Annotated in this window: 11 protein-coding genes; 1 reads left to right on the top strand and 10 read right to left on the bottom strand. The window is 71.5% G+C overall.

Translation table 11 applies throughout. The features are described 5' to 3' along the window. Window positions 1-36: 36 nt before the first annotated feature. From OG946_RS31875 to OG946_RS31865, 3 genes are all read right to left on the bottom strand, one after another. On the bottom strand, window positions 37-768 hold the full coding sequence (locus OG946_RS31875) for an ABC transporter ATP-binding protein (RefSeq protein ID WP_326799406.1): 732 nt from the start codon (window positions 766-768) through the stop codon (window positions 37-39). Further along, window positions 765-1,958: a branched-chain amino acid ABC transporter permease gene (locus OG946_RS31870; RefSeq protein ID WP_326799405.1), complete on the bottom strand. Its 1,194-nt coding sequence runs from the start codon at window positions 1,956-1,958 to the stop codon at window positions 765-767. Before OG946_RS31870 ends, OG946_RS31875 begins: the two co-directional genes overlap by 4 nt. A 106-nt stretch (window positions 1,959-2,064) precedes the next feature. Then, window positions 2,065-3,195, bottom strand: coding sequence for a Gfo/Idh/MocA family protein (locus tag OG946_RS31865; RefSeq protein ID WP_326799404.1), 1,131 nt, complete (start codon window positions 3,193-3,195; stop codon window positions 2,065-2,067). Between the two features lie 86 nt (window positions 3,196-3,281). Between OG946_RS31865 and OG946_RS31860 the strand changes: the two genes are divergently transcribed. Next, window positions 3,282-4,460, top strand: coding sequence for a XylR family transcriptional regulator (locus tag OG946_RS31860; protein WP_326799403.1), 1,179 nt, complete (start codon window positions 3,282-3,284; stop codon window positions 4,458-4,460). Window positions 4,461-4,525: 65 nt separating this feature from the next. Here OG946_RS31860 and OG946_RS31855 read toward each other — a convergent pair whose 3' ends face one another. The 7 genes from OG946_RS31855 to OG946_RS31825 all read right to left on the bottom strand — a co-directional run bounded on the left by OG946_RS31855 (window position 4,526) and on the right by OG946_RS31825 (window position 15,519). Beyond that, on the bottom strand, window positions 4,526-6,514 hold the full coding sequence (locus tag OG946_RS31855) for a glycoside hydrolase family 127 protein (RefSeq protein ID WP_326799402.1): 1,989 nt from the start codon (window positions 6,512-6,514) through the stop codon (window positions 4,526-4,528). Continuing rightward, entirely contained in the window at window positions 6,511-8,538 is a 2,028-nt protein-coding gene (locus OG946_RS31850; RefSeq protein ID WP_326799401.1) for a glycoside hydrolase family 31 protein, read from the bottom strand. Before OG946_RS31850 ends, OG946_RS31855 begins: the two co-directional genes overlap by 4 nt. Before the next feature lie 45 nt (window positions 8,539-8,583). After that, the gene (locus OG946_RS31845) at window positions 8,584-9,345 is read right to left on the bottom strand and encodes a carbohydrate ABC transporter permease (protein WP_326800429.1); all 762 of its coding nucleotides are present in this window, start codon (window positions 9,343-9,345) and stop codon (window positions 8,584-8,586) included. Between the two features lie 65 nt (window positions 9,346-9,410). Next, window positions 9,411-10,406 carry a carbohydrate ABC transporter permease gene (locus OG946_RS31840; protein ID WP_326799400.1) on the bottom strand — a complete coding sequence of 332 codons (996 nt, stop codon included), beginning with the start codon at window positions 10,404-10,406 and terminating at the stop codon, window positions 9,411-9,413. Window positions 10,407-10,427: 21 nt separating this feature from the next. Next, window positions 10,428-11,690 carry a sugar ABC transporter substrate-binding protein gene (locus OG946_RS31835; protein ID WP_442814541.1) on the bottom strand — a complete coding sequence of 421 codons (1,263 nt, stop codon included), beginning with the start codon at window positions 11,688-11,690 and terminating at the stop codon, window positions 10,428-10,430. Further along, window positions 11,687-12,739, bottom strand: coding sequence for a LacI family DNA-binding transcriptional regulator (locus OG946_RS31830; RefSeq protein ID WP_326799399.1), 1,053 nt, complete (start codon window positions 12,737-12,739; stop codon window positions 11,687-11,689). The genes OG946_RS31835 and OG946_RS31830 overlap by 4 nt, the downstream gene beginning before the upstream one ends. A 32-nt stretch (window positions 12,740-12,771) precedes the next feature. Next, on the bottom strand, window positions 12,772-15,519 hold the full coding sequence (locus OG946_RS31825; RefSeq protein ID WP_326799398.1) for a cellulosome protein: 2,748 nt from the start codon (window positions 15,517-15,519) through the stop codon (window positions 12,772-12,774). Window positions 15,520-15,892 lie beyond the last annotated feature (373 nt).

Here is a 15,892-nt window from a genome sequence, read left to right as displayed (position 1 = left end):
TTCCCTTCGTCCACCGCACGGCCGGGGCCGGACCTCTCATCGGAGTGCGCGGCCGGCGCCGCCGACACCGAGGTACCTGTGCTGCAGGTCCGGCCGGTTGAGCAGTTCGTCGCCGGTGAACTCGGCCTCCAGCCGGCCGGACACCATGACGAGCTGGCGCCGGGCCATCCGGACCGCGGCGCGCAGGTTCTGTTCGACGACGAGTACGGCCACCCCCTCGTCGACGAGGTGGTGCACGACGTCGACGAGGACGTCGACGATGGTCGGAGCCAGCCCTTCGGACGGCTCGTCCATCACGATCAGGTGCGCGTTCAGCAGCAGTGCCCGTCCCACGGCGAGCATCTGCTGCTCGCCGCCCGAGAGCGCGGCACCGCCGTGCTTCTTGCGCTCGGCCAGCCGCGGGAACAGCTCGTAGACCGCCTCGGGGGTCCATCGCCTGGCGCGTGCCCGCCTGGCCAGCATGGCCAGGTGCTCGTCGACGGTCAGCGACGGGAACAGCCGCCGGCCCTGCGGGACGTAGGCGATACCGGCGCCTGCGATCTTCTCCGGCGTCCGGCCCTCGACCCGCTCCCCGCGCAGCCGGACCTCCCCGCCCGACGCCGGCAGGAATCCGACCAGGGTGTCGCAGAGCGTGGTCTTCCCCATGCCGTTGCGACCGACGATCCCGACGGCCTCGACGCCCATGCTGAAGCTGAGTTCCTCCAGGACCACGGAGGCGCCGTAGCCGGAGCGCAGCCGGCGAACGTCGTGAAGGGGGGCCGTGCTCATACCGGTGCCTCCGTGCCCAGGTAGATCCGGTGGACGTGTGGATCACCGCGTACCTGGGCGGGGGTTCCGGCCGTGACCTGCTGCCCGTCGGCCATCACCACCACCCGCTGGGCGATGCGGAATGCCACGTAGTAGGAGTACTCACTCGGCAGGTAGGCGGGCGAGAACGCGACGACGGTGCCGTACAGCAGCGAGCCGGCCGCGGCACCCCGGAGCGAGCCGAGGCCGCCGACGATGACGACGACGAGCGAGTTCAGCAGCCAGTTTCCGTCGGTGCCGGGCGCGGCTCCGGCGAAGGAGGCCCCGAGCACACCGCCCACCCCGGCAAGGAACGATCCGACGAAGAACGTGATCGCGAAGACCAGCTTGATGTTGATGCCGAGTCCGCGCACCATCTCGCGGTCGTCCACGCCGGCCCGTATCACCGTCCCCATGCCCGTCCTGGTGAGCCAGAGCCACAGCAGCATGCCGACCAGCACGGCCACGCCGAGGATGAACAGACGGGTGACGGGGTAGCGCTCGCCCTGGACGGAGAAGAAGTGGGTGATCGCGCCGGGCCAGACCATCGTCTGGGCCAGCCCGCCGAACTCTCGCAGCATCTGGTCGGCCAGGACGACCGTGAGGGCCAGCGTCATCAGCGCCTGGCGCAGTTCCTGGCCCTCGTTCCACTGCAGGAAGAGCTGCTGGATCGCCAGGCCGGCGACGGCCGCGACGCCGGCGCCGGCCAGCATCGGCACCAGCCAGTCGAGCACGCCGACCTGTGCCGGTTCGATGTTGCGTGACTGGCCGAACATCGCCTCCTGCACGCGGATGGCGAGGTACGCGGCGAGCAGGAACAGCGAGCCGTGCGCCATGTTCACCGTGCGCATCAGACCGAAGATCAGGGTGAAGCCGGACGCCGCGACGAACAGGAGCCCCGCGAAGGTGACCGCGTCCAGCACCGTGACGAGGAACTTGCCCGGGTCCTCCGCCGCAGGTCCGGCCGGTGTGCCGTCGGCGAGGAAACCCACCCACACGGCAACGGCGGTGACGGCCAGGCCGACGGCCCAGACCGGCAGCCTGCGGAGGGCCGTGCGCCCACGTGGTGCGGAGTGCCCCGGCCCGCGCCGCGGGCTCGCGTTCGTACGGGGGCTCCCCTCTTCTGCATCGTCGTGTGCTGCCTGTGGTGGGTCGATCCGGGCAGGCTTCATCCGTTCCTCCCGTTGCTCGGTGCCGTGAAGCGGCGCGTGTTCTGGTTCGCTCGGGCGGGCACACCGCACGTCGCCTCACGCGCCCGGTCGATGCATCCGCCGCCGGTCAGTTCGCGGCGGATCCCTGCTCGCGGAGCTCCTCGTAGTCGGGGACCGCCACCCGCGCTCCCCCCTCCATCGCCGACGCGTGCGCGCAGATGCCCACGGACGTCCAGTTCGCCGCGGTGACCTCGTCGATAGCGGACGCCCGCTCCTCGACGATGCTCCGGATGAACTCGTGTGCCAGATGCGGGTGCGAGCCGCCGTGGCCGCCGCCCTGGACGAAGGAGAGGTGCTCGTTCTCGTCGTCGTAGACGCCACGCGTCGTGAACGGAGCGATCTGAGGCGGCAGTCGGTGCGCGAAGTCCGGGATCCCGATGCTCTTCGGGTCCTCCCCGGTGTGCAGCACATGCCCGGAACCCTGCGTCTGCTCCCATTCGAAGCTCGCCCGGCTCCCGAACACCGTGAAGCTCTCCACGTACTCACGCGCCGTCTCGAAAAGCGAACGCGCGATCTCGGCACCGACGGGTGTACCGCGGAGGGTGATCAGGGCACTTTCGACGGCGAACGGTGAACCGTACTTCTCGGCGAGACGCGGGGAGATACGGCCGGAACCGATACACACGACGCTCTCCGCCAGCGCCCCGGCGAGACTCAGCACCGGACTCACCGCGTGCGTCGCGTAATGCATGGGCGGCAGGCCCTCCCAGTACCCGGGCCAGCCCGCCATTTCCTGGTAGTGGGCGCCGCGCAGGAACTGGACCCGGCCTATTGTGCCGTTCGCCACGAGATCGCGGACGTGCAGGAACTCGCGGGAGTAGACGACTGTTTCCATCATCATGTACTTCAGGCCCGATTCCCGGACAGCGGCGACAATCTCCCGGCATTCGTCGAGCGTCGTGGCCATCGGCACCGTACACGCGACGTGCTTGCCGGCCCGGAGCGCCGCAACGGTGTGCTCGGCATGTTCCGGAATCGGGGTGTTGATGTGGACGGCATCGATGCCGGGGTCCTGGAGCATCGCGTCGAAGCCGGTGAACCGGCCCGGGATACCGAAGTGATCGGCGACGTGCGTCAGCGCCGTCTCGGTGCGCTGGCAGACAGCCACCAACTCGGCATCGGGATGGGCCTGGTAGATGGGGATGAACTCGGCACCGAATCCGAGGCCGGCAATCGCCACCCGTACCTTCTGCGTCATCGTTGACCTCCCATGGCCGTGTAGATTACGAACGGCGGCGGAGACCAAGCCATGCGTTATCCCGCAGTCTGGCTTAGAGTTTTTACATGCCCGCCCGCCAGACACGTCACGTCGCGCTGCTGGTCGAAACCTCGAACGCCTACGCCCGCGGTGTGCTGGTGGGCGTGAAGAAGTACGTCGAGGCCCACCCGGGCTGGTCGATGTATCTCGCCGAGCACAGCCGCCACGAGACCGACTTCTCCTGGCTCGAAGACTGGCAAGGACACGGCGTACTGGCCCGCATCGAAAGCGCCGAGACCGCTTCTTTCATCCGGCGGCTCGGTCTGCCCACCGTCGATCTCAGTGCCGCCCGGCTCGTGCCCGAACTACCCGGCGTCGAGACCGACGACGGCACGATCGCGCGGTGGGCCCTCCGGCACTTCGAGGAACGCGGACTGCGGCACTTCGCCTTCTGCGGCGACGAGAGATTCGGCTGGTCCCTGAAGCGCGGCGCCTGGTTCGCCGAGCACGTGCGCGAGCGCGGCTCGGTTCCGCGGGAGTTCCGGATGAAGTCCACGGGCATGCGCGCCGCCGACCGCGAACTCCTCGCGGAATGGCTGCGTGGCCTTCCCAAACCGGTCGGTGTCTTCGCTTGCTATGACATTGCCGGTCAGGAAGTGCTGGAGGCCTGCAAGACCGCCGACCTGGCGGTGCCCGACTCGGTCGCCGTCATCGGTGTCGACAACGACGAACTCATCGGGAACCTCACGACCCCGCCGCTGTCGAGCATCGAGCCCGACACGACGCGGACGGGATATCTCGCCGCCGAGCTCCTGGACCTCATGATGCAGGGCCGCGCCCTCGAACCGGGCCTGCGCCTGATCGAACCGACCCGCCTCGTCACCCGGCAGTCCTCGGACATCCTGGCCGTGGACGACCCCCTCGTCGCCGAGGCTCTGCGGTTCATCCGCGACCGCTCGGACCAGAATCTCGCGGTAACCGCCGTCCTCAGGCATATCGGGCTCTCCCGACGCGCACTCGACCACCGTTTCCTTCGGAGCCTCGGCCGGACCGTCCACGGCGAGATCGTGCGCGTCCGGGTGGCCCACGTCGCCGAACTGCTGTCCTCCACGGACTGGACCCTCCAGCAGATCGCCCAACGACTCCGCTTCAGCCATTCCGAGTACATGAGCGTCGTGTTCAAGAAGCACACCGGCAAGTCACCGGGCCAGTACCGCCGGTCGGTGAACGGATCCGTCGCCCGTCAGGCTTTCTGGAGCGAGTAGAAACACGAGTCGGTGAGGTGTGCGGCGCCTCCTCGCCGCGCACGGCCGGTCTCCACCCGGTCCGTTCACGCCGGGCCCGGGTCACGCGGTGCCGCGGGCAGCCACACGCGCATGGTGGCGGGACCGCGCTCCGCCCAGCGGTGATAGGGGGTCAGCGGCAGCTCCCTCGGAGGCCCCGGGGACGCCGCCGGCCCGGGCTCCGGCGCGTAGGGCCAGGCCGGCTCCGCCTCCGGGGCCTGCCGGGGCGCGGGCACGGCCCGGGCCAGGACGGTGCCGTCACGCTCCACGGGCGGGGCGCTGGTGTCCAGCAGGACGTCGTCCAGGCTCAGTCCGTCCGGCAGGTCGGTCGACTCGGCGCAGTACACGAGCGGTCCGCGCTCGACGGCGACGCTGCCGCGCAGGGCGTCGATGCGGCGGTCCGGCCAGGTGAAGCGGGGGGTGACGGGGAGGTTCAGGCGGATGTCCTCGCCCGGCACGAGTACGCGGTCGACCACCACCGAGCCCGGGGCGGCGGGGCGTTGCCGGCCACCCTCGTGGAGCACCGCGCCCCGCGCCCACCCGGGTACCCGCAGCCGCAGGGCCATCGCGCCCGCGGGCGCGTCCACCACCCGGACCGTCACCGGTCCTTCCGCCGGGTACGCCGTCTCCACCTCCACGGCCACCGTCCGGCCGTCGCCCAGCTCGGCCGCGATCCGGCCGCTCGCGTACTGCAGCAGCGTCAGCTCCCGCCGCCCGGCCGTGGCCAGGTAGGTGTGCCAGGAGGCCAGGGTGCGGGCGACGTTGGTGGGGCAGCACGAGACGTCGAACCAGGCCGCCCGGGTGCCGCCCTCGGCGCGCGGGCTGACCTCCCCGTCGGCGGAGAGGCCGGGCCCCTCGCCCGCGGTGCGCTGCTGGAGCGGGTTGGCGTAGAAGAACGCCCGGCCGTCGGCGCTCGGAGAGGTGGCGACGACGTTGAAGAACGTGCGCTCCATCAGGTCGGCGTAGCGCATGTCGCCGGTGGCAAGGTGCAGTCGCCAGGACACCATGACCGACGCGACGCCCGCACACGTCTCGCAGTAGGCACGGTCGGGCGCAAGCTCCCAGTCGTCGCCGAAGCCCTCGTCCCGGTGCCGTGAGCCCATGCCGCCGGTCAGGTGCGTGCGGCGGGCGACCGCGTGGGCCCACTGCCGCTCGACGGCGGCGATCAGTTCCCGGTCGTCACGCTCCACGGCCACGTCCACGGCACCGGCCGCCAGGTAGAGCTGGCGCACGGCGTGGCCGCGCCAGCGGTCGGCCTTGCGGACGGGCACGTCGTCCTGGAAGTAGCCGGCGCCGCCGATGCCGAACGGCACCGCCAGGGTGCGGTGGCCGCGGCGGTCGAGGAAGAGCTGCGCCTGGTCGGTGTACGCGGGCTCGCCGAGGGCGCGGCCCAGCTCCGCGAGGGCGGTCTCGATCCCGGGGTGGCCGCAGACGCCTTTCAGCCCGTCGGGGCCGAAGGCGGCGCAGACGTGGTCGGCGGCCCGGCGGGCGACGGCGACGAGTTCGTCCTCGCCGGTGGTACGCAGCCGGGCCACGGCGGCCTGCAGCAGATGCCCGGTGCAGTACAGCTCGTGGCCGAACTCCAGGTCGCTGTAGCGCGGCGGCCGGCCGGGGTGCCCGTAGCAGGTGTTGAGGTAGCCGTCTGGGTCCTGGGCGCGGGCGATACGGGCCGTCAGCCGCCGTACGGCCGCGCCGTGAACGGGGTCGCCGGTGCTGCCGTACTCCCACGCCAGCGCCTCGATGAGCTTGTAGACCTCGGAGTCGGCGAACGACCAGCCGGGCCGCTCGGGCCCGGTCGTACCGTCGGCGACACGGTCGAAGTTGGCGAGCCAGCCGAGCCGCTCCATCCACCGCTCGCAGTGCGCCAGCGTGGCCGCAGCGTTGGTCCGCTGCAGGTTCTGCCAGAATCCGCGGCCGGTGGGCGTCACCTCCGCCAGGCCCAGGGGACGCCGTCCGCCCCCGCTCGGGACGACCGGCCGGCCGCCCTTCGGATCGGTGCCGCCGGTCGCCTGGGCCACCTGCGCGTTCTCCTTCATGCGGTCGCCGCCGAGCCGGTCGCGCGCAGCGGCACGCCGGCGCCTTCGCGGGTGAAGACGGGGATCCGGTCGAGGGGGGCGGCGGCCGTGACCGTGCTCCCGCCGTCGTACGTCCGGCCGGTCGCGGCGCAGACCCAGCGGGCGCCGGCCGGCAGGTACACCTCCCGGGCGCGCTGCCCGGCCTCGGCCACCGGCGCGACGAGCACGTCGGGGCCGAAGAGGAACGCGTCGTCCACGGTCCACGCGCGCGGGTCGTCCGGGTGGTCGAGGAAGAGCGGTCGCATCGGCGGCAGCCCGGTGCGGGCGGCGACGGTCATCTGCTCGTGGAGGTACGGACGCAGCCGCTCGCGCAGGTGCAGGAGCCCGGCGATGATCCCGTACGCCTCCTCGCCGTAGGACCAGACCTCGTTGGGGCCGCCGGTCTGGGCGTACGAGGTGGGGGTGCGCGGCTCGCGGTCGCCGTGCAGCCGGAACAGCGGGCAGAACACGCCGAACTGGAACCACCGGATCATCAGCTCCCGGTACGCGGGGTCGCGGGCGTCGCCGCCGTGGAAGCCCCCGATGTCGGTGGTCCACCACGGGATGCCGGAGACGGCGACGGACAGCCCGGCCCGTATCTGCCGCCGCAGCGACTCCCAGGTGGCGGGGATGTCGCCGGACCAGAGCGCGGCGCCGTACTTCTGCGCGCCCGCCCACGCGGAGCGGCACAGCAGCACGGTCGGCCCGGCGCCGTCGGCCGCCATGCCCTCGGCGAAGAGGCGGGCGTTGTCGCGGGGATAGACGCCGGCGACCTCGGCGCCCGGACCGGCGTAGAGGGCGAGGTTCTCCGGCTGGGCGGGGTTCAGCTCGGGCTCGCAGGCGTCCAGCCAGAAGACCCGGATGCCGGCGTCGCGGTAGCCGCGCCGGATCCGCTCCCACACGTACGCCCGTGTCTCGGGGTTGGTCGGGTCGTAGAAGGCGACGGGCATGGGCACGGCCATGCCCTTGTCCTGGATGGTCTGGTGGAACTCCACGCCCTGCGCGGTGCCGGCGAGCAGGCCGCGGTCGCGGTAGTCGGGCCAGGACTCGGCGAGCGGCGAGACGGTCGGCCAGACGGAGACCATCAGCTCCACGCCCTGCTCTGCCAGTTCTTCGACCATCGCCCGGGGATCGGGCCACTCGGCGGGATCGAAGCGGTGGTCGCCCATCGCCGGCCAGTGGAAGTAGTCGGCGACGATCACGGACAGGGGCAGGCCGCGGCGGCGGTGCTCGCGCGCGACGGCGAGCAGCTCGTCCTGGTCGCGGTAGCGCAGCTTCGACTGCCAGAAGCCGCTGGCCCAGCGCGGCAGTTCGGGGGCGTGCCCGGTGGCGTCGGCGTACCGGGCGAGGATCCCGGCGGGCGTCGGCGCCGCGGTGAGCCAGTAGTCGATCTCCCGGGCGCGGCCGGCCTGCCACCGGGTGGCGTTCTCCGCGAACTCGGCGCGGCCGACCGCGGGCAGGTTCCACAGCAGTCCGTAGCCGCGGCTGGAGAGCGCGAACGGGATGGACACCTCACCGTTGCGGTGGACGAGGTCCAGGGCCAGGCCCTTGAGGTCGAGCCGGCCGTGGGTGCGCTGGCCCATGCCGTAGAGCCGCTCGCCGGCGTACGCGGTGAACTGCTGGCGGACTTCGTACGCGCCGGTGCCGTCCCCGCGGAAGACGCGGGCGCCGGGCAGCCAGAAGTGCTCGCGGCTCTCGGCCAGCAACTCCGCGCCGGTGCTCGTGCGGGAGAAGGCGAGCAACGGCTCGGGGTACGCGGCGCGGCGGTCGAAGCCGGCCGTCACGGTCAGCTCCCCGTGGACGAGGACGGCGCGGTCGCCGTCGACGGTGATCCGCGGCGGTGCGGGCGACGGCGGCGGCTCGCCGAGAGCGCCGTGGCTCTCCGCCGGGAGCCGGAAGGGCGCCGCCCGTACGCGGACGCCGTCGGCGCCCCACGCCTGGACGGTCAGCACCTCGTGCCGGTGGCGGATCTCCAGAGCGGTCCGGGTCGGTCGGAAGCTCACCATGTACGCGTGTTCCTCACAGGTTCGGTCCTCGTGGCGTCATCTGCGTCAGTCCTTGACGGCGCCGGCGACGACGCCGCCGGCGACGAAGCGCTGCGCGACGACGAGCAGCACGGCCGCGGGGACGGACGCGACGACGGCGGTGGCCATGATCGAGTTCCATTCGGTGGTGTGGTTGCCGATGTACTGGTAGATGCCGAGGGTGATCGGGATCGCGTCGGCGTTGCGGCTGAGGGTGGAGGCGAAGACGAAGTCCGACCACGCCCACAGGAACGCGAACAGCGACACGGTCAGCAGTGCGTTGCGGCTCAGCGGCAGGACCACGGAGACGAACGTCCGCCAGGTGCCCGCGCCGTCGATCCGCGCGGCCTGCAGCAGCTCGGCCGGGATGCCGGACATGAAGGCGGTCAGCACCATGACGCCGAAGGGGACGGCGATGGTGGAGTCTGCGAGGATCAGGCCCCAGACGGAGTTGAGCCAGCCGAGCCGCACGTAGACGGCGTAGAAGCCGATCGCCATGACCACGCTGGGGATCATCTGCGCGACCAGCAGCAGGAACCCGACCGCGCCCACGCTGCGCGGACGCAGCCTGGCCAGCGAGTACGCGGCGGGCGCGGCGACGGCGAGGGTGAGCGCGACGCAGCCCAGGCCGATGCCCAGGCTGGTGGTCAGCGCCGGCATCTGGTCGCGCAGCACGTCGGCGTAGCCGGCGAAGGTGGGGTTCCGGGGGAACCAGTGCGGCGAGTCGGCCCGCATGTCCTCGGTCCTGGTCAGCGAGACGTTGACCATCCAGTAGACGGGGAAGAGCATCACTGCGGTGAACAGGATTCCGAGCGCGGTCCTGCCCCGGCTGCCGCGCCGGGTCCGGTGCCTGGTCACGATGCCTCCCACCGGCGCGCCCGGCCCTCAAGGCGGATGTAGAGGAGGCCGAAGGCGAGCGCGATGAAGATGAGCAGGTTGCCGACGGTGGCGGCGGGCGAGAAGTCGGGCAGCCCGGTGCCGAACGCTTCGCGGTAGGACCAGACGGCGAGCGTGGTGGAGGAGGTGCCCGGCCCGCCGGTGGTCATGATCCAGATGACGTCGACCACCTTGAGCGTGTAGACGAGGCCGAGCAGCAGGGTGATCGCGGAGACCGGGCGCAGCAGCGGGAAGGTCACCCGCCGGAACTGCTGCCAGGCGCTCGCGCCGTCCAGCGCAGCCGCCTCGTACAGCTCGTCCGGGATGTTCTGCAGCCCGGAGTAGAGGATGACGAGGTTGAACGGGATGCCGAGCCAGATGTTCGCGATGATCACGGAGGTGAGCGCCCAGCCGGGGTCGGTCAGCCAGTTGATCTGCCCGATGCCGAACGCCTCCAGGGCGGAGTTCACGATCCCGTTGTCACTGTTCAGCATCCAGGACCAGGTCGATCCGGAGACGATCAGCGGCAGCAGCCACGGCACCAGGAACATGCCGCGCAGCAGTCCCGACAGCCGGAAGCCGTTGCGGAAGAAGACCGCGAGCGCGAGACCGATGGCGTATTGCGCGGCGATGGAGACGAAGGTGAACAGGAGCGTGTTGCGCAGCGCGGGGACGAAGGCGTCGGCGCCGATCACGTCGCGGTAGTTGGCGAGCCCGGTGAACTCGGCACCGCCCTGCACGAACGAGCGGACGGTGTACTCGTGCAGGCTGAGGTCGACGTTCCGGAAGAGCGGATAGGCGTAGAAGGCCAGCAGGTAGACGAGGAGCGGGGCCAGAAACGCGCGGCCGGCCCAGCGGACGGAACGCTCCTGCGCGGTCCGCCCTCCCCGGCGCCGGGCGGACGGCTCCGCCGGGCCGGACGCCTCGGGGCCGGAGCCCGCTGCCTGCGGCGCGGTCGTGGTGGTGGTCTCCATGGTGCGGCTCCCGGCGCGGCGTCAGCCGCCGACCTCGTCCTCGGCTGCCGACTGCGCTTCGCGCAGGGCGTCCTCGGGGCTCATGGACCCGCTGAGCGCCTTCTGCACGGCGGTCCAGAGCTGCTCGGAGATCTTCGGGTAGTCGGTGCCGAGGTTGTCGCTGGTCCGGCCCCGGGCGGAGCGCACGGCCTCGGTCCACGGCTTGAGCCCGGCGTTCTTCGCGAGCAGTTTCTCCTGGCCGGCCTGCGTCGGCGGGATGTAGTACGCGAAGGTCGTCGCGGTCTCCACCATGCCCGCGGGCGTGGTCATGCACTCGACGATCTTCTTGGTGACGTCGTAGCGGGAGGTGTCGTCCTGTACGGGGGCGGTGATGAACTCGCCGCCCGTGGGGGCCGGGGCCGCACCGCCGTCCTTGCCGGGGATCTGCACCACACCGGTCGGGAAACCGGCCTCCGCGGCGCTGTTGACCTGCCAGGTGCCGTTGACGGCGAAGGCGAAGTCGCCGGTGAGGAACTCCTCCCAGGTCGTGTTCTGGGAGTTGTTGATCACCGAGTCGGGCGCGTAGCCCTCCTCCAGCCAGCCGGTCCACAGCTCCAGGGCCGAGACGGCCTGCGCCGAGTCGAGGTCGCGCAGTTCCGCGCCCGCGCCCCAGAACCAGGGCAGGAACTGGAAGGAGCCCTCCTCGGTGTTGGTGCCGGCGAAGGTGATGCCCTTGTGCCCGGCGTCGGTCGCCTTCTCCAGTGCGGCGGTGAGCGATTCCCAGTCCTCGACCGAGGCGGGATCGACGCCGGCGTCGTCGAGGACGTCCTCGTTGTAGTAGAGCGCCAGTGTGTTGGCGCCGATGGGGATGCCGTACGCCTTGTCGTCCACGACCCCGGCCGCGAGCAGGTTCTCGTCGATGCCGGACGTGTCGAGCCCGAACTCGTCCGTGGTGGTGAGCATCCCGCTGTCGGCGAGGGTGGAGACGGCCGGGTTGTCCAGCAGGATGACGTCGGGCGAGGTGCCCTCCTGGGCGGCGAGCAGCGCCTGGTTCGTCAGGGCGGAGGTGTCGTACGCGGTGCGCTTGATGGTCACCCCCGCCTCGTCGCCGCAGGCGGTCACGCGCTTCGCCCAGTCCGAGGACTTGTCGTGCTGCGGATAGGGGTCCCACCAGGTGTACGTGTCGCTGGACTGATCGCCGCCGGTGCCGCCGGTGTTCGACGAGCAGGCGGCGGGCGCCGTCATGACGAGGAGCGCGGCGCCCAGGACGCCGGCGGCGCGGACGGGGGCGGGCAGGGATATCACGGTGTTCCTCCTTGGGCACGTGCGGTGCTGGGGTCCGCGGGCGGGGCTCCGGTGCTCCCGCGGTCGACGAGTTCGGGCGGCACGAGCCGCAGCACGTGCGGTTCGTCCCGGGCCCCGGGGGAGACGAGGCGGCTGACGAGCTGGCGCACCGCCAGCGCGCCCAGCAGGTCGGGGGCGGAATCGATGGAGGAGAACGGCAGCGAGAAGGTGCGGGCGAACTCGTCGGAGTAGCGGCCGATGACCGACAGGTCCCGCGACACCTGAAGGCCGCGCGCGTGCAGCACAGAGGGCAGGGCCGCGGCGGCGGCCTCGTTGTTCAGCAGGAGCCCCGTCGCGGCCGGGTGCGCGTCGAGCAGTGCGCTCAGGTGCCGGCCGACGTCGGGCTGGCGGGAGAAGCCGAAAGCCGCGTGCAGGCGGATGCCGCGGAACCGCGCCTGTTGCACCACGGCGTCCTGCAGCCGCCACACGTACGCGCCGCCCCGCTCGATGACGTGCTCGGGCTGCGATACGAGGATCAGCTCGCGGTGGTGCAGCCGGTGCATGTGGTCGACCATCGCCCGGCCGGCGGCCTCGAAGTCGAGGTCGAAGACGTCGACGCCGGTGGGGTCGCCCGGCAGCCCGACGAGCGCCCCGGGCTGGGGTGCGTTGCGCAGCAGCGGCAGCCGGGCGTCGTCCTGCGCGACGTTGAGCAGGACGACGCCGTCGACCATGCGGGAGTCGGTGATCCGGCGCAGTGCCCTGGCCCCGTCCGCCTCGGTGACCAGCAGGGTGTCGTAGCCCAGCTCGCGGGCGGTGTCGGAGACGCCCAGCATGTACTGGAGCATCGCCGGGGCGAACTCGTCCTCGTGGAACTGGGCGAGCAGCCCGAGGACCATGGTCTCCGCGGTGGCCAGGGCCCGGGCGCCGGCGTTGGGCGTGTAGCCCAGTTCCCGCGCGGCGTCCGCCACGCGCTGCCGGACCTCGGCGGAGATGGACCGCTTGCCGGACAGCGCGTACGAGGCGGTGCTGCGGGATACGCCGGCCGCGTGCGCGATGTCGCCGATGGTCACCACTCGGACTCCCCTGCTGGATGTGCTGCGGGCTACGGCTGCTCGACCGCGTACGGCGCGAGCGTGATCTTGTCGAGGACGGGCGCGTACTGCGAGCGCAGCAGCACGCCCGGCCAGGTGTCGGAGGCGTAGGACTCGCCGTCGAAGTTCGGTAGTTCCTCGGCGCGGAAGGCGATGGTGTTGTCACCCTGCTCCAGCCGCACCGGCACGGTCAGCTCCCAGAAGTTGTTCTCGTGGAACGAGTGCGGGAACGTGACGCGCCGGGTCTCGCCGCCGTTGACGGACACGTCGGCGTGCCGGACGAGCGGGTCGGGGTTGTAGTGGGTGGCCTCGGACTGCTCGGGGTTGGCGTAGCGGACGCGCATGGCGTACAGGCCGGCCGTGTCGGCGGTGACGCGGAAGGAGGCGGTGTTGCCGTTGCCCGGCTCGCCGCCGACGCCCTGCACCGCCTTGCCGCCGTCGGCGAGGGAGAAGTCCGCGACCTCGGCGGAGCCGGCGAGTTCGGCCGCCTCGGCCTGGTACTCGCGCGGCTCCAGCGCTCCGCTGCCCGGGGTGACGGCGAGGTGGTCGATGAGCGCGGAGCCGGCGGTGCCGGTGACGGTGACCTTGTTGACCCCGCCGGAGAGTGAGACGGCCACCTCGCCCGACGCCTGGGTCACGTTCTGCACGTCCTGCCCGTTGACGGCGAGCCGGGACCGCCCCTCGCCGAGCGTGGCGACGTCGAGGCGGGCCTCGGCGTCGGCCTCCGAGTAGACCCAGAAGGTCGCGCTCTCGCCCTCGGCGAGCCGCGCCGCGCCGGAGCCGGTGGTGCCGCCGTCCTGCGGCAGGTCGTACACGGGGCCGCCGCCGTCGAAGGCGGCCAACTCGCCCTCGTAGACCGCCTGGCCGGCCGTGGGGGCGGGGCGGGAGAGGGTGATGCGGTCGATGATCGCGTCGCCCTTGGTGGCCCCGGTGCCGTCGAGGCTCCGGGCGGCGAGGGAGACGGTGTGCTCGCCCTCGGTCAGCTCGACGGTGGTGTCGGCATGGTCCCAGACCACCCACTTGTAGCCGAGCGGCAGGTGCAGCTCCTGCTCGTCCTCGCCGTCGACGCGGAGGAAGACGTTGGTCGGACCCTGCTCCGCGACGAGGTCGTAGCTGTTCAGGGAGTTGGCGAAGACACCGAGGTCGTACGTGCCGTCCGCGGGCACGTCGACGGTGAAGTCGAGCCGGACGTCGGAGCCGGTGCGCAGGCCCCCGACGTTGTAACCACCGGAGGTGTAGAACTTGGACACCTCCTGCGGCGAGCCCTCGGGGCCGTTCAGGCTGTAGCCGGAGCCGGTGTGCGCGGCGTCCTCGGCCTCGTAGCTGCCCTGCCAGACGGTGCGCGGCGGTGACGCATCCCCGCCGCTGCCGCCCGGTGCCAGGACGATCTCGTACGCGGAGGACTCCTTCAGCTCCGGCAGGTCGCCGCCGAAGTCGAACTCGACGGCGCCGTCCCGGACGTCGGCGTCCCCCTCGGCGACGGGGTCGGGGCGGTCGGAGTCGCCGACCTGGCCGGTCCAGGGGATCTCGCGGACCCAGGCGTGGACGGTGTCGCCGAAGACGGCGGCGGGCACGTTGTCGAACCGGACGCGGCCCGGGCCGTCCGAGCCCCCGAACAGTGCCCGCGCCTGCCGCTTCTCCTCATCCAGCGTGGCGACGCCCTGCATGGTGTAGTTCTCGCCGGGCGACGGCGGGGTGACCTCGACGGTGTGGCCGGACATGGCGCCGTAGGCGTTGAACAGCCACCACTGGCCGTTGCCGCGGTTGGACTGCACGGCGGAGTCGGAGATGTTGCCGTCGATGTTCCAGTACGCCATATCGGCGTCGACCTTCGACTCCTCGATCGCGGAGATCCACTGGATCATCTGGCCCGGCACGGAGGTGTGGTAGTTGAACGCGTACTCGTTGACGTTCACGGGCAGCGGCGTCTTCTCCTCGTACGCGGTCCCCGCGAAGACGTCCTTCTCCCACTCGCGGTACTTCGCCACGCTCGTGCGCACCTGTTCGGGGTGGCTCAACTCGTGCCAGGTGACGACGTCGGGCACCGTGCCGGCCTCGACGGTGTGCTCCAGGAAGCCCTTGATCTGGTCGTAGAGGATGCTGGTGTTGGGGCCGGCGATACGGGCGCCGGGCATCCTGCCCTTGATCAGCCGGTAGAAGTCGTCCCAGGTGGCGAAGTAGGCGGTGGGGTCGTCGAGCCAGGAAATGCGGTCGTAGCTCCACTCGCCGGTGCCGAACATGTTGCCCTCGGGCTCGTTGAACGGCACGAAGACGATGTTGTCCTGGTACTCCTCGGGCAGTTCGAGCACCTGGTCGACCTGCTTGGCGATCTTCTCGCGGTAGATCGAGACCTTCTCCCCGGGGGTGTCGCCCTCCCACTGGTAGGGGAAGCCCCGGTGGATGTCGGTCATGTAGATGTACACGTCGCCGTCGGTGGAGTCCGCGAGCGGCTTGACCACTTCGAGCGCGTCGGCGCCGGGGTGCTGGGGGCCGTCCTGGGCCTTGGTCGAGACGGTCCGGAGTTCCATGCCCTCGATGAGGTTGTTCGTCGGTACGTCCTGGCCGTAGAGGCCGTAGAGGGTGCCGGCGGCGCCACCGTGGAACGCGCCCGTGCCGGCGGCCAGATCGATGCTCAGCTCCTGCTCGCCGGCGGTCGCGGCGGGCGTCCCGAGGCCCGAGGCCAGCAGCCCGGCGCCCGCGGCGACGGCCAGTGCGTGACGCAGACCGGGGCGGGGCCGTTTCGCTCTCGTATGCACCATCGTCACTGCTCCTGTGAGTTGCCCGGTGGGGGGGCGAACCGGTTCGACAACGAGAACTTCGTCGAACCGGTTCGACAACGTTCTGTTCGACATCTCAGACGTGATTCGGGATCTCGTGCGGCAGAATGCTCGCTCCATCGGTGCGAGTCAATACGCCTCACACACATCCGCCGTCAGGACGCCGGGGCGGGTACTGCGAGCCCGCACCGGCTGAACCGGGTCCGGTGGTGCCGCACGTCGACCGGCACCACCGCGGGCAACCGGGCCGGGCCCTGGCCGGGACCCGCGTCGTGGCCAGGGCCGTTTCCCGCGCGGCCGGAGGCGGTAGCCCGTAGGTCTACCGGGCCGCCGGCCTCCCTGTCGCTGTCGTGGC

The organism is Streptomyces sp. NBC_01808, assembly GCF_035917395.1.
In the GTDB taxonomy this organism is placed as follows: domain Bacteria; phylum Actinomycetota; class Actinomycetes; order Streptomycetales; family Streptomycetaceae; genus Streptomyces.
This window is presented reverse-complemented; position numbering and strand designations above follow the sequence as displayed.